At 46.4% G+C, this 14,017-nt stretch carries 11 protein-coding genes; 1 reads left to right on the forward strand and 10 read right to left on the reverse strand.

The genetic code is table 11. The features are described from left to right. Nucleotides 1–514: 514 nt before the first annotated feature. The 6 genes from KYJ26_RS03040 to uvrB form a co-directional block, all read right to left on the reverse strand. Entirely contained in the window at nt 515–871 is a 357-nt protein-coding gene (locus tag KYJ26_RS03040; protein ID WP_098351986.1) for a phage holin family protein, read from the reverse strand. Beyond that, nucleotides 871–1,074: a PspC domain-containing protein gene (locus KYJ26_RS03045; protein ID WP_219165855.1), complete on the reverse strand. Its 204-nt coding sequence runs from the start codon at nt 1,072–1,074 to the stop codon at nt 871–873. The genes KYJ26_RS03040 and KYJ26_RS03045 overlap by 1 nt, the downstream gene beginning before the upstream one ends. A gap of 21 nt (nt 1,075–1,095) precedes the next feature. After that, nucleotides 1,096–2,217 (reverse strand): DUF4097 family beta strand repeat-containing protein, encoded by a 1,122-nt coding sequence (locus KYJ26_RS03050; protein ID WP_219165856.1) that lies wholly within the window; start codon nt 2,215–2,217, stop codon nt 1,096–1,098. Between the two features lie 22 nt (nt 2,218–2,239). Then, nucleotides 2,240–2,554, reverse strand: a complete 315-nt coding sequence (locus KYJ26_RS03055) for a magnetosome magnetite crystal formation protein family (RefSeq protein ID WP_219165857.1) — start codon at nt 2,552–2,554, stop codon at nt 2,240–2,242. Nucleotides 2,555–2,922: 368 nt separating this feature from the next. Continuing rightward, nucleotides 2,923–5,796, reverse strand: a complete 2,874-nt coding sequence (gene uvrA / locus KYJ26_RS03060; RefSeq protein ID WP_219165858.1) for an excinuclease ABC subunit UvrA — start codon at nt 5,794–5,796, stop codon at nt 2,923–2,925. A gap of 7 nt (nt 5,797–5,803) precedes the next feature. After that, nucleotides 5,804–7,786 carry an excinuclease ABC subunit UvrB gene (uvrB, locus tag KYJ26_RS03065; protein ID WP_219165859.1) on the reverse strand — a complete coding sequence of 661 codons (1,983 nt, stop codon included), beginning with the start codon at nt 7,784–7,786 and terminating at the stop codon, nt 5,804–5,806. A gap of 582 nt (nt 7,787–8,368) precedes the next feature. Here uvrB and KYJ26_RS03070 point away from each other — a divergent pair. Beyond that, nucleotides 8,369–10,360: an N-acetylmuramoyl-L-alanine amidase gene (locus tag KYJ26_RS03070; RefSeq protein ID WP_257474864.1), complete on the forward strand. Its 1,992-nt coding sequence runs from the start codon at nt 8,369–8,371 to the stop codon at nt 10,358–10,360. 64 nt (nt 10,361–10,424) lie between these two features. Here the strand turns inward: KYJ26_RS03070 and KYJ26_RS03075 are convergent, their stop codons facing one another. The 4 genes from KYJ26_RS03075 to serC all read right to left on the reverse strand — a co-directional run bounded on the left by KYJ26_RS03075 (nt 10,425) and on the right by serC (nt 13,952). Further along, nucleotides 10,425–10,691, reverse strand: a complete 267-nt coding sequence (locus KYJ26_RS03075; protein ID WP_219165860.1) for a CsbA family protein — start codon at nt 10,689–10,691, stop codon at nt 10,425–10,427. Nucleotides 10,692–10,727: 36 nt separating this feature from the next. Next, nucleotides 10,728–11,369: an HD domain-containing protein gene (locus KYJ26_RS03080; protein ID WP_219165861.1), complete on the reverse strand. Its 642-nt coding sequence runs from the start codon at nt 11,367–11,369 to the stop codon at nt 10,728–10,730. Nucleotides 11,370–11,694: 325 nt separating this feature from the next. Continuing rightward, entirely contained in the window at nt 11,695–12,870 is a 1,176-nt protein-coding gene (locus tag KYJ26_RS03085; RefSeq protein ID WP_219165862.1) for a phosphoglycerate dehydrogenase, read from the reverse strand. 2 nt (nt 12,871–12,872) lie between these two features. Further along, a complete protein-coding gene (serC, locus tag KYJ26_RS03090; RefSeq protein ID WP_219165863.1) occupies nt 12,873–13,952 on the reverse strand; it encodes a 3-phosphoserine/phosphohydroxythreonine transaminase in 1,080 nt (359 codons plus the stop codon). Nucleotides 13,953–14,017 lie beyond the last annotated feature (65 nt).

Below are 14,017 nucleotides of genomic sequence, written 5' to 3' on the forward strand. Positions count from 1 at the left end.
AGGAGGGTGAAGGGAACAGTCCCGCTTTCCACGGACGTTCGGCCGAGCCTCCTCAGCAAAAATCGCTTCCGGGGTCTCGGCACGCCCGTTTTCCGTAGGAGTCTACGCAGTTCCCTTCACCCTCTAGAGTAGTAAGTGGTTGACAGAGCATAATGATTTGTGACCATCAGTTTAAAAAGAGTAAAGGACTATTAATTAAAATCAGTCACTGCAACGAATGATAAAGCAGTGGAATACACATTCTCCACATTTCCTTTCTGATAGGCAAACTTTTCGTCAGTTGATTGGAGCGGAAGGTGCTCGACTCCTGCGGGAAACGCTGGACAGGTGAGACCCCTCAGGCGTAGCCGAGGAGGCTCACCGCCAGCCCCGCGGAAAGCGAGCACCTGTAGCGGAAATCAACCGCCACTCGCTACATCCAAAAGCAACAATGTTTACGAAAACACCCCTTGTAAAATAGTAAACTTTTCGAACAAAAAAACTCCGGCACGTGAAAACCGGAGTCCTTTTCTATTTACTTCTCTTTCATTGGCTCGAGGACCGCTTTTTGAATCACCAGATTGGCCAGTGACAAAATGATCGATGCCAGAAATGCCATCCCGAAGCCTGATAGTTCGAAACTGCTTCCCATCAGACCATCCGTCAGTAATAACGTGATGGCATTGATGACGAATAAAAACAGGCCCAGTGATAAAATCGTGACCGGCAACGTAAGGATGATCAGTATCGGTTTCACGAGAACATTCAGGATCGAAAGGATAAAACTCGCTCCGATGGCTGCTCCGATCCCCGATACTTCGAATCCTTCAAAAAATCCGGCTAATGCAATAAAAATCACTGCATTGATTAAAATTCCAATAATCCATCTCATTATCTGATGGCTTCCTCCTCATGTGGCAGCACGAAGGCCAATAACCCATAAATGACACCCAGCGGGAAAAATCCCGTTGGAATGAGCAGGATGATAAAAATCACCCTCAGGATCGTGGAATCGATCCCCACATAACGGGATAATCCCCCAATCACTCCAGCCAGCTTACGGTCGGACCTTGATCGTGCTAATCGTTTTTTCATCGTTATACCTTCTTTCTCATCTTATGCGTTGTCCTTATTAACATTCTTCTGTTCATGCTTTTTTATGAGGACAGATCCTGCTTTTGTTTCCGCAAAAAGATGAAGCTTATCCGCCGAGTCGGTTTTTCGACTGAAACGGATCGATTTCTGCACCACTTCGTTTTTTTCCTCTAATACATCAATACCCTGCAGCTCTACCTTGAAACTACCGAAATTCGATTTAGCTTCTCCTGAAATATTGATGTTTTCAGGTACGAACAGATCAATATTGCCCGTTACCGTTTTGGCATGCACCGTATCGGATTTCTCCCCCGTAAGGGCACAGACGATGTTTCCATTCAGAGACTGAACATCAGAGTACAAAATATCCCCTTCAACATGGACCTTCCCATTAATGGACTCCGCCTCTACATGATCTGCTTTTGCGTTCTTGATGGTAATCGCCCCGTTGGACGTTTCAACTTCTACTTTTTTCGAAGACAGGCGGTCAATTTCGATCTTCCCATTTGCCGCCTTCGTACGAAGATCCTCAACTTCCAGATTACTGGCTTTTAATCCACCATTGAATAAGCGGACCGAAATCCTTTTATATTGATGCTTCGGAATGTAGAGCTTGGAATCCACTTTCATCCACTTTAATTGGGTCGAATAATAGAGCGTATCTTCATCCACGGCAAAGGATGTATTCTCCATAAACTGCTTTCTCGCTTCTTCGTGATCTTCCGTGCGATACACCTTGGCTTCACATTCTACACGGACTTCCTCTCCATCCCATGGAATCAGTTCCACCTTCCCATTCGCCACATCCACGTCAATTTTCACAAAATCCGTATTGGGCTGCTGGTAAACATGGGACAACTCTACTGATTGATTCCATTGGAAATCAAAGTCGAAATTCTTGATCTTATTCAGCGCCGAATTCATGAAGTCAAGAAGCTTATCTTTCGGATTTCCCGAATGTTGATCCTTCCCATCCTTTTTCTCGTCTTGAAAGATGGATACAAAATCATCAAGAAAATCTTTTTCTTTAGTCTTCGATGTTTTTGGCTGCTTCTCGAGCGCTTCCAACAATGCCAGTGCTTCCTGTGCCGAAATCGTTCCATTCTCCAACATATCCAAAATGCGTTTGCGTTCTTCATTCATACTCTTTCATCCCCTTTATCGATTATAAAAGTACTTTGATGCCCTTATACACATTCCAAATGACTACAACAACACTGAGTAATATAGCTAAACCGATCATGACGAAGGTAAAGACAGGCAGTCCCGCACCAGTGGCGAAAACCCCCATATCCATAAACAGACCCGCAATCACAAGAGGGACCGCAATGACCGGTAATAAATGAGATAGAAATGCTGCTTTTGCATCCTTTTTCACGTATGGATTATCCGTTAGAAAATATACGATCAAAGGAAAAAGGAAGCCGGCAAAAAATATACTAAAATAGCATAGGGCTGATAATACCTTATTGGTGTCCATCTTCATCATCTCCTCTACTATTATTTACGATACGCTGGGCAAAAAGTTTCAATGCATTTGTTACTAATCTTATTTTCACATATGGGATGTGTGCTTCACTCCATCTGGAGGCTGAATTTGGGTAGGTATGGAGGTGTGGTTTTGGTTTTTGATGAACATTTTATATGGGCAAGTAGCTTGTTGATTTCCGCTCCAATCAACTTTTCAAGCATTTATTATCCAACATGATACTCGATCATTCACAATCAATTACATAACTTTTACACAAAAAGCCTCCAGCCCTCCGAATTAAAGGTGAAGTAAAAACCAATGCCCTGTTCATATTAATAATAAAAAAAGAGAGATGCATTAAACATCTCCCCTCATTATCAATTTGTTACTTCTTCTTTCTCCCGAACTTTCTTTTTCATCCGTTCACGATCGCGTTCGAGTACGGGTTTGAGGTATTTGCCTGTGTAGGAGCCTTGTACTTCGGCTACTTTTTCAGGGGTTCCGCTTGCGACGATCGTTCCGCCTTTGTCTCCACCTTCGGGACCAAGGTCCACAAGGTAATCGGCTGCCTTGATGACATCGAGGTTGTGCTCGATGACAAGGACGGTGTCTCCGTTTTCGACCAGTCGTTGAAGGACGACGAGGAGACGTGCGATATCATCGACATGTAGTCCAGTGGTCGGCTCATCCAGGATATAGAGGGAACGACCCGTTGAACGTCGGTGCAATTCGGATGCTAGCTTCACACGCTGGGCTTCCCCACCTGATAATGTGGTGGCCGGCTGACCTAAAGTGATGTATCCAAGGCCGACATCAAAAATGGTCTGCAGCTTACGTTTGATCTTAGGGATGTTTTCGAAGAACTTCACTGCATCTTCTACCGTCATCTCAAGGACGTCTGAAATATTCTTATCTTTGTATTTCACTTCAAGGGTTTCACGGTTGTATCGTTTTCCATGACATACTTCACATGGAACGTACACATCCGGCAGGAAATGCATTTCAATCTTGATGATTCCGTCCCCGCGACACGCTTCACAGCGGCCGCCTTTTACGTTAAAGCTGAAACGGCCCTTTTTATAGCCGCGGACTTTTGCTTCATTCGTAGTCGCAAATACATCCCTGATATCATCGAATACCCCGGTATACGTTGCTGGATTGGACCTAGGGGTACGTCCGATAGGCGACTGATCGATATCGATGACTTTGTCCAGATGGTCGATACCTTTCACTTCTTTATGCTCACCTGGTTTAGACTTCGCATTATGAAGCTTTTGAGCCAGGGATTTATGCAGGATTTCGTTGATCAGGGTACTTTTTCCGGATCCCGATACGCCGGTTACGGCTGTGAAGATCCCCAGTGGCAGCTTCACCTTGACGTTGTTCAGGTTGTTTTCCTTTGCCCCCACAATCTCCAGGTAACGGCCATCGGGTTTGCGCCTTTCCTGTGGAAGGGGGATGAATTTCTTACCTGACAGATACTGACCGGTCAATGAGTTCGGATCGTCCATTACTTCCTGGGGTGTCCCCGCTGAAACGACCTCACCACCATGTACCCCCGCACCCGGTCCAATATCGATCAGATAATCCGCTGCCATCATCGTATCTTCATCATGCTCCACGACGATCAGCGTATTCCCGATTTCACGCATATTCTTTAATGTATCAATCAGACGGTCATTATCCCTTTGATGCAAACCAATGGATGGTTCATCGAGGATGTAAAGGACCCCCGTCAGCCGCGAACCGATTTGAGTGGCAAGGCGGATCCGCTGTGCCTCCCCGCCGGATAACGTACCGGCCGCCCTGCTCAATGTGAGGTATTCCAGTCCAACATTCACCAGGAAGCCAAGACGTTCTTTGATTTCCCTCATAATAAGGTTGGCGATCTTCATATCTTTCTCGGAAAGTTGGAGTCGATGGAAGAACTGCTCCGCTTCCTCGATTGAAAAAGCCGTCACTTCCCCTATGTGAAGGGAATCCACCTTCACCGACAGGCTCTCTTCTTTTAAACGGTGGCCGTGACATGTAGGACAGTCCTGCTGCGCCATATACTTTTCCATCTGCTCACGGATATAATCCGAGCTCGTTTCACGATAGCGTCTCTCCACATTCGGGATGACGCCTTCGAAACGGAGATAGTTTTCCCTCACTTGTCCGAAATCGTTCTCGTAACGGAAGTAAATCTCATCTTTCCCGGATCCATAAAGAATCTTATCCATCTGGTGCTTCGGCAGATCCTTAACGGGAATATCCATTGGAATTTCATAATGGTCACATACGGCCTTCAGAAGAGAGGGATAGTATTGAGAACTAGTCGGTTCCCATGGAGCAATGGCATGCTCAGCAAGGGTACGGTCCCAATTGGGGATCACAAGCTCCTTATCCACCTCAAGCTTTGTTCCCAGCCCATCACAACTTACACATGCACCATAAGGACTGTTGAAGGAAAACATCCGCGGTTCGAGTTCACTGATGGAGAATCCACAGTAAGGACATGCGTGATGCTCGCTGAATAGAAGCTCTTCTTCCCCTATGACATCGATGATCACCTGTCCATCTGCGAGCCGCAATGCCGTTTCAAGTGAATCCGAAAGTCGTGCCGCGACTCCCTCCTTTACAACGATCCGGTCGATGATCACTTCAATGGAATGCTTCTTGTTTTTCTCTAACGAAATCTCCTCACCGAGATCCTGTACCTCTCCATTGATGCGTACCCTCACGAATCCCTGTTTCTTGATGTCTTCAAGAGTCTTCACATGAGTTCCTTTACGGCCCGACACGACCGGTGCCAGGACTTGCAGTTTGGTCCTCTCGGGATATTCCAGAATCCGGTCAACCATCTGTTCGATTGTTTGGGAAGTGATCTCAATCCCATGATTCGGACAGATCGGTTTTCCGACACGGGCAAACAGCAATCTCAGGTAATCATAAATTTCTGTTACCGTCCCCACTGTTGAACGGGGATTGCGGCTCGTCGTTTTTTGATCGATGGAAATTGCAGGCGATAACCCTTCGATGGCGTCGACGTCCGGCTTATCCATCTGCCCCAGAAACTGACGGGCATAAGCGGATAAGGATTCGACATAACGTCTCTGGCCCTCTGCATAAATGGTATCGAAGGCAAGGGAAGATTTCCCCGACCCTGACAGCCCTGTTAAAACAACCAGTTTATCCCGTGGGATTTTAATATCTATATTTTTTAAATTATGAGCTCTAGCTCCTTGTACGATTATTTGGTCCTGCGCCATGATTCGTTCATCCTTCCGCCTTGAGCTCAAGAATGGTATCGCGAAGCTGTGCGGCACGTTCGAAATCGAGTGCCTTGGCCGCTTCCTTCATTTCCACTTCCAGGCTAGCAATAAGTTTTTGTCGCTCCGGTTTAGACATTTTCGAAACCTTTGTCTGTTCTCCTTCATAAACCCCTGCTTCTTCAGCGGCATGAGTCGCCCTGATGACATCACGGATCTCTTTTTGTATCGTCGTCGGGGTCACGCCGTGTTTTGCATTGTATTCCTGCTGTATCGTACGGCGACGCTCGGTTTCATCGAGTGCTTTCTGCATGGAATCCGTGATTTTATCTGCATACATGATGACTCTCCCGTTGCTGTTACGGGCAGCCCGGCCTATCGTCTGGATCAGGGACCGTTCTGAACGCAGGAAGCCTTCCTTGTCAGCATCAAGGATGGTGACAAGTGAAACTTCCGGAATATCCAGCCCTTCCCGGAGCAGGTTGATTCCGACCAGCACATCATATTTCCCCAATCGGAGGTCCCGGATAATTTCAATACGCTCCAACGTTTTGATCTCTGAGTGGAGATATTGGACCTTGATCCCGATTTCCTTCAAGTAAGCACTGAGATCTTCTGACATCTTCTTCGTTAACGTAGTGACGAGTACCCTTTCATTCTTCTCGATCCGTTCATTGATTTCACCTAACAGATCATCAATCTGCCCTTCGATCGGACGTACCTCGATGATCGGATCCAGAAGTCCCGTCGGCCGGATGATCTGCTCGACCATTTCAGGACTATGTTCCAGCTCATATGGTCCGGGAGTTGCCGAAACATAAAGGAGCTGCTGGGTCTTCTTCTCGAATTCTTCAAAGCGGAGAGGACGATTGTCCATGGCTGAAGGCAGACGGAATCCATGATCCACGAGCACTTTTTTACGTGCCTGGTCCCCGTTGAACATTCCCCTGATCTGAGGCAACGTTACATGGGACTCGTCGATTACGATCAGGAAGTCATCAGGAAAGTAATCCAGAAGCGTGTACGGAGTCGATCCGGACGGCCGCAATGTCAGGTGTCGGGAATAGTTCTCGATTCCTGAACAGAAGCCCATTTCCCTCATCATTTCCAGGTCATAACGTGTCCGCTGCTCCAGGCGCTGTGCCTCTAGCAATTTATTTTCTTCCTTCATGATCGCCAGCTGTTCTTCCAGTTCTTTCTCAATATTTTTGATCGCTACCTGCATTTTTTCCTCACGGGTAACGAAGTGGGAGGCCGGGAAGATGGCGATATGGTCTCGATCTCCCATGATTTCCCCTGTCAGGGCGTCCACTTCACGGATCCGATCGATTTCATCACCGAAAAATTCTACACGCATACAGTGCTCATCACGGGAAGCAGGGAAAATTTCCACAACATCTCCACGTACTCGGAAGGTTCCGCGTTGGAAGTCGATATCATTTCGCTCATATTGGATATCCACAAGCTTACGGAGCAGTTGATTCCGTTCGATCTCCATTCCCGTTCGGAGGGAAAGGACGAGCTCGCGGTACTCTTCCGGATTACCCAAACCATAAATACAGGATACGCTGGCAATGATGATGACATCCTTCCTCTCGAACAAAGCCGAGGTGGCGGAGTGCCTTAATTTATCGATTTCATCATTGATGCTTGCATCCTTTTCGATGAAGGTGTCGGTCTGTGGAACATACGCTTCGGGCTGATAGTAATCATAGTAACTGACAAAATACTCAACTGCGTTATCAGGGAAGAATTCCTTAAACTCGCTGTAGAGCTGTCCTGCCAGGGTTTTATTATGGGCAATGATAAGGGTCGGCTTCTCAACCTGCTTGATCACATTGGAGACGGTGAATGTCTTTCCCGTCCCTGTTGCTCCAAGTAGAGTTTGATGACGCTTCCCTTCATTTATACCCTGTACCAGTTTCTCTATAGCCAGGGGCTGATCTCCCTCTGGTTTATATTTAGACTTGAGCTCAAATTGATCTTTCACCGTGAAACCTCCTATAATAAAGGACTGCTACCTTGTATTTACCTACATATACCCATCTTAAACACTGTACATTCTTCTATACACATTCTACCACATTTCCTTCAGGATTAACCAACAATAAGCGAACAAAAGTTCGTTTAATTCATTCAAGGGACGGACCTTCCCTTTTTTCTTTCTCAGCATTGTGGATAACTTCAACGTTCTTATTTATTTGGTGATAGAATAGAATTTTCGACAAGGAACTGCGGGACGACCGTCTTTTTTCGACAGAATGCGACCAATTCTATACACACCTTGTGCATAACCATGTGTATAACTCGATAACACTTGTGGAAAATCCTTAAACTTATGCACATTTCGTCAATTTTCTTGTGAACAAACCTTTTGTACACGGTTTCAAACTGTGAATAACCAATAGAACCAGTATCTTATTCACATAATTCACTCTTTATCCACAATTCAATTATCTTCCCCGAAATTATTCATCTAGGCATATATCCAATAATTGATTGACTATTCAGTCTATTTTTCATTAAGCTTTTTTATGTGTTCTATTAAAATACTTCACAACAGGAGGAATGTATGAAAAAAGCGAAATGGTTAAAAGTTGCCGGCAGTCTAAGTATGACAGGATTCCTATTGGGATCTGCCATATCCCCCGTATCTCCTTCCAGTTCTTATAAAGGAATCGCACAGGCAGCAATGGTCGATTCACTAGAATTGCAGGAAGCATTTCAAGAAGCCGCCAAGGAGTTTAACGTACCCGTCGAAATCCTGCTATCAGTCGGTTATAACATGTCCTTATGGGAACACCATGACGGGAAACCGAGTGCTTCCGGCGGCTACGGACTGATGCATCTGACTGATGTCGACCTTGATTCTATGGAAGAGCCGCACGGAGATGAACCCCTTCATATGTATCTATCAGGGAAGGAAGAAGCAGCCGGACAGCAAGCGGTGACAACTGAAAGGGTCTCCGACTTGTCCATTACCGACCCCACTCTCCACACATTAAATACGGCAGCTGACTTGCTTTCCCTTTCAACAGAAACGTTGAAGCATGATGAAAAGCAGAACATCCGCGGCGCTGCTGCACTACTCGCCAAGTATGCGAAACAAACGGTGGGACAAGCTTCGACTGACCTCAATGATTGGTATGGGGCTGTTGCCAAATACAGTGGTTCATCTGACAATACAGGAGCAAGGGATTTTGCCGATCGGGTGTATGATACGATCAACAATGGTGCAGTGAAGCAGACTGAAGATGGATATTCCGTCAAGCTGGCAGCTAAACAAACCCAACCTAATAAAGAAACCATCAACAGCCTACATTTGAAATCCGACAACGACGAGAACAAGGCAGACTGTCCGAATGGCCTTGCCTGCCATTACGTCCCGGCAGCCTACAAACAGATCGATCATGATGGCACTGTATATGAATGGTCATACGGCAACTACGACAAAGCCAATCGTCCATATGATGATCAGGAAATCAAGTACATCGTCCTCCACGACACGGAAATCAGCTATGATCTAACGAAAACGGTATTTCAACGGGAAACGACCCAGGCTTCCGCCCACTATGTAATCCGATCTTCGGACGGTGATATTACCCAGATGGTCGATAACAAAGATGTAGCGTGGCATGCAGGTAACTGGTACTTCAACTCCAAGAGCATCGGAATCGAACATGAAGGAATCGCGATTGAAGGGGCAGCCTGGTATAACGAACAGCTTTATCATGCATCTGCGCGATTGGTAAAGCACCTATCCAAGGAGTACAATATTCCGCTGGACCGAGATCACATCATCGCACATGACGAAGTGCCGGGAACATCCGCCGCCAGACAGCCGGCCATGCACTGGGATCCAGGTCCATTCTGGGATTGGGCACATTATATGCAGATCTTAGGAGCACCGCTCGAATCAGGGAAAAAGCAAAAAGACGTTGTGCAAATCAGCCCTAATTTCAGCACGAATATGCCGGATCTTCAGACACCGACCGGTGAACTTGTGCCGAAACAATCGGCAAACTTTGTGTATTTGTATTCAGCTCCGAGCTTTGATGCCCCACTTATCAAAGATGCGGCACTTCCAAATGCTCGTCCACTGGATGCGTCTAATTGGGGAAATAAAGCCGTAACAGGTCAAACTTTTTATAAGGCTGAAGAAGAAGGGGACTGGACCGCGATTTGGTATGGAGCTCAAAAAGCGTGGTTCTATAATCCGAAAGGGACCAATACTACCAAAGGCTCAGGCATTGTCATCACACCAAAAGAAGGAAAAACAGGTATCCCGGTTTACGGATTAGCTTATCCGGAAGCAGAAGCCTTCCCTGAAGGGATTCCGGTAAGAGGCATGACTGAGCTTCAATATACCCTTACCCCGGGACAGAAATATGTCGCCTCTGATAAAGTGAAGGGAAGCTTCTACAGCGCACCGGTCTACACGTATAACCCAGCGACGACTCACAAGATTGTTTGGGGGGACGATGAGTTTTACCTCATCCACCTTAATCACCGCCTTGCCTTTGTAAGAGCGAATGATGTTGATGTAGTCGCTGCCCCAAAATAGAAAAAATAATCACTAAAAAACCAGGTCCCCCTTATAGGGACCTGGTTTTTTATGAGCTTTATACTCATGCACTTCTCTTCGCTTTTTTCATCATCCGGTCACTATACCAGAATCCGGCGGTCAGCGAAGCCGCGTCTATGACTATGAGCAACCAAGAATCCGTATAGCCCTTTGACACCGAAGCCGCGATGAGGGCAACGGTCAGGACCAGGCCGACATAATGATTATACGTCACCCTTGTGAACAGTACGACAAGCAATCCTGGTAAAAATAAGCCTAAAATAATTTTGGACACGTTCAACTCTCCTTGAAAGATAAGGGAATACCACATATTCTACCGAAGTTTCCCCATTCTGGAAAGGGGTTCTTACTCGTCACCTTCCCGGATCAGTTTCCGGGTCCGTTCCTTCAGCTCACTATGAGGGATGAATTTCTCTGAGAGCATATCCGGAAGGACGTATTCGAGAAAGTATTGTACGCATTCCAGGTCCTTATATTTCACAATGGTAGACAGCGCTTCCTGATAGATTTCAATAAATAACGGTTCTGGATTTCCCTTTTGGATTTCACCGAAGGATTCGTACAACAAATCGATTTTATCCGCAACTGAGAGAATTCTCCCTTCAAGGGTCTCGTCCTTCCCTTCTTTGAAACGTTCCCGGTACACTTCCTGGAACTGAGGTGGAAATTCCGTCGTGATGAATTTATTCACCATCTGGTCCTCCACCTGGCTGAAGAGCTCCCGCAGCTTGCCTGAGGCATATTTCACAGGGGTTTTGATATCGCCCGTGAACAATTCTGCATAATCATGGTTCAGCGCTTTTTCGTAAAGGGACTTCCAATCGATTTCCTTTCCGTTCTGTTCCTCCACCGTCCCGAGAAACTGGGCGATTTTCGTCACTTTGAAGGAATGACTGGCTACATTATGCTCATGGTATTTGAATCGACCCGGACAGCGGATGAGGGTCTCGAGATCTGATAAGCTTTTAAAATAATGATGAATTCCCATGGTATTCTCCTCTCACTGATTATCTTTACTTTATGAAAATAGTATCAAGGAGAGTCCGCCGATGCAAAAATCCGTGGCTTTTCCTTTGGCTTTTTTCATATATCGGGTTGCATTTAATGGGGCGAGTAGCGGTTGATTTCCGCTCCAGGTGCTCGCTTTCCGCGGGGCTGGCGGGTTCTTCCACTAGCGCAACCATTTCTACTTCTCTTACTAATATGGTATTTTACACTGTAATGATACGTGCTGATTGCCCGTCCACATTTTTTCAGGATAGGATGTGCTGATAAAAAGAACTCCCTCATTGAATGAGGGAGTGTTATATGGATCAGATAAGGCGCACGGAAACGACGCCTGAAATGTTTTTCAATTTTTGTTTGACATCCAACTGTTCCTCTTCATTTAGCTTTTGATCAAGATCGATCATGGTGTAGGCCCACGTATGCTTACTGCGGTTGATCATATCGGCGATGTTGACGGCGTATCCGGACAGGACCGTGGCAATTTGTCCCACCATGTTCGGGATGTTCTGATGCATGACTGTCACTCTCATTTTCCCGCTGTACGGCAGCTCTACATCCGGCAGATTGACGGCGTGCTTGATATTCCCGGTTTCAAGATACGTTTTCAACTGCTTGGTGGCCATGATGGCACAGTTCTCTTCCGACTCAACGGTAGAAGCACCGAGATGAGGAACAGGAACGACATTTTTCATGGCGAGTACCCTTTTATTCGGAAAGTCCGTCACATATTTCCGGACAACCCCTGAATCCAATGCTCCGGCCATGGCATCCTCTTCCACAAGCTCACCTCGTGAAAAGTTCAAGATCGTCATCCCTTTTTTCATTTTCGAGAAAGCTTCCGGGCTCACGAAGCTTGCTGTTTTATCCGTCAAAGGGATGTGTAGGGTGACGAAATCACACTCTGCCCACACTTCTTCAATTTGATGGGCCCGTTTCACATCCTGCGATAAACGCCATGCAGCATCGACGGAGATAAACGGATCGTACGCCACTACATCCATGCCGAGTGCAAGGGCATCGTTGGCCACCAGGACACCAATCGCTCCGAGGCCTACGACTCCGAGCTTCTTCCCTTTGATTTCACTTCCCACGAACTCTTTTTTCTTTGCTTCCACGACTCCGGGTACATCTTCTTCCGATTCCTTTAATGAGTTTGTCCAGCCAACGGCCGTATACAGATTACGAGATGAAGCAATCAAATTGGCGAGGACAAGCTCCTTGACGGCGTTCGCATTGGCACCGGGTGTATTGAAAACGACGATCCCCTTTTCCGTACAGAGATCGATGGGGATATTATTGACTCCCGCCCCTGCACGGGCGATGGCTTTGACGGAAGCCGGAAAATCATAATCATGGAGGTTCTTTGACCGGACTAGGATTCCATCCGGATCCCCATTTCCGTTCAAATGATAGTTGAGATCATCCTCGATCAGGGATAATCCGCTTTGACTGATGGCATTGTACGTATTGATTGAGATCATGTTCATTGTCCTCCTTGCTTCACTTCAAATTTTTTCATGAAATCGACAAGTGCTTCTACACCTTCACGTGGCATAGCATTGTAAAGACTTGCCCTCATTCCCCCAACGGAACGATGGCCCTTCAGGAACTCAAACCCTTCCGCTTTGGCTTCCTTTAAAAATTGGGCATTCAACTCATCATCTCCCGTAGAAAACGGAATGTTCATAAGTGAACGATTTTTCACCGGTACGGGGTTATGGAATAACGATGATTCATCGATACAGGAATATAGAAGGGCCGCTTTCTTCTCATTATGCTCCTGCATCCCTTCCACCCCACCATTCTCTTTCACCCATTCCAGTACAAGCTTCAGGACATAAATGGAAAAGGTCGGCGGTGTATTGAAGAGGGAATCATGCTTCACATATGTTTCGTAATTCAACATGGTCGGACATTGAACATGCGCCTTCCCGATCAGGCTCTCGTGGATGATGGCAACCGTCACACCGGAAGGTCCGAGATTTTTTTGTGCGCCGGCATAAATGAGTCCGAATGAAGAAACATCGACCTTCTCAGAGAGAATATGGGAAGACATATCGGCGATAAGGGGAATACCCCCTGTATCAGGGTATTCATGAAACCGGGTCCCTTCGATCGTATTATTGGATGTGATATGTACATAGCTCGATTGTGATGAAAAATCTTCTGATGTGTAGGACGGGATCTCAAAGGGTTCTTTGAGGGAAAGTGTTTGGACCTTTCCGACTTTCTCTGCCTCTTTAACGGCTTTCTTCGACCAGCTTCCTGTCACGATGTAATCCGCTCCCTGTCCTTCACCGAGAAGATTCAGGGGGATCATGGAGAACTGCAGGGATGCTCCCCCCTGCATGAAAATCACCTGATAATCGTCAGGGATCGAAAGCAGTTCACGGAGTAGGCCTTGTGCTTCTTCTATTATATTTTGGAAAGGGGCCGACCGATGACTTAATTCCATCACAGACATGCCACTTTCACGATAATTCAATAACTCGGCCTGTACCTTCTGTAATACAGGCTCAGGCAACACAGCAGGACCAGCAGAAAAGTTATACACACGCTTCAACAACAGCACCACCAAAAGTCAGAATTTTTCAACAGTATAATCCCGTGCAATGCTTAAGTCAATCA

Source organism: Rossellomorea orangium, from assembly GCF_019334305.1.
GTDB lineage: Bacteria > Bacillota > Bacilli > Bacillales > Bacillaceae_B > Rossellomorea.

Coding starts and splice junctions, on each gene's coding strand:
- KYJ26_RS03040 (WP_098351986.1), bottom strand. CDS start 871: ATGAGATGGATTATTGGAATTTTAATCAATGCAGTGATTTTTATTGCA.
- KYJ26_RS03045 (WP_219165855.1), bottom strand. CDS start 1,074: ATGAAAAAACGATTAGCACGATCAAGGTCCGACCGTAAGCTGGCTGGA.
- KYJ26_RS03050 (WP_219165856.1), bottom strand. CDS start 2,217: ATGAATGAAGAACGCAAACGCATTTTGGATATGTTGGAGAATGGAACG.
- KYJ26_RS03055 (WP_219165857.1), bottom strand. CDS start 2,554: ATGGACACCAATAAGGTATTATCAGCCCTATGCTATTTTAGTATATTT.
- uvrA (WP_219165858.1), bottom strand. CDS start 5,796: ATGGCGCAGGACCAAATAATCGTACAAGGAGCTAGAGCTCATAATTTA.
- KYJ26_RS03070 (WP_257474864.1), top strand. CDS start 8,369: ATGAAAAAAGCGAAATGGTTAAAAGTTGCCGGCAGTCTAAGTATGACA.
- KYJ26_RS03075 (WP_219165860.1), bottom strand. CDS start 10,691: ATGTGGTATTCCCTTATCTTTCAAGGAGAGTTGAACGTGTCCAAAATT.
- KYJ26_RS03080 (WP_219165861.1), bottom strand. CDS start 11,369: ATGGGAATTCATCATTATTTTAAAAGCTTATCAGATCTCGAGACCCTC.
- KYJ26_RS03085 (WP_219165862.1), bottom strand. CDS start 12,870: ATGATCTCAATCAATACGTACAATGCCATCAGTCAAAGCGGATTATCC.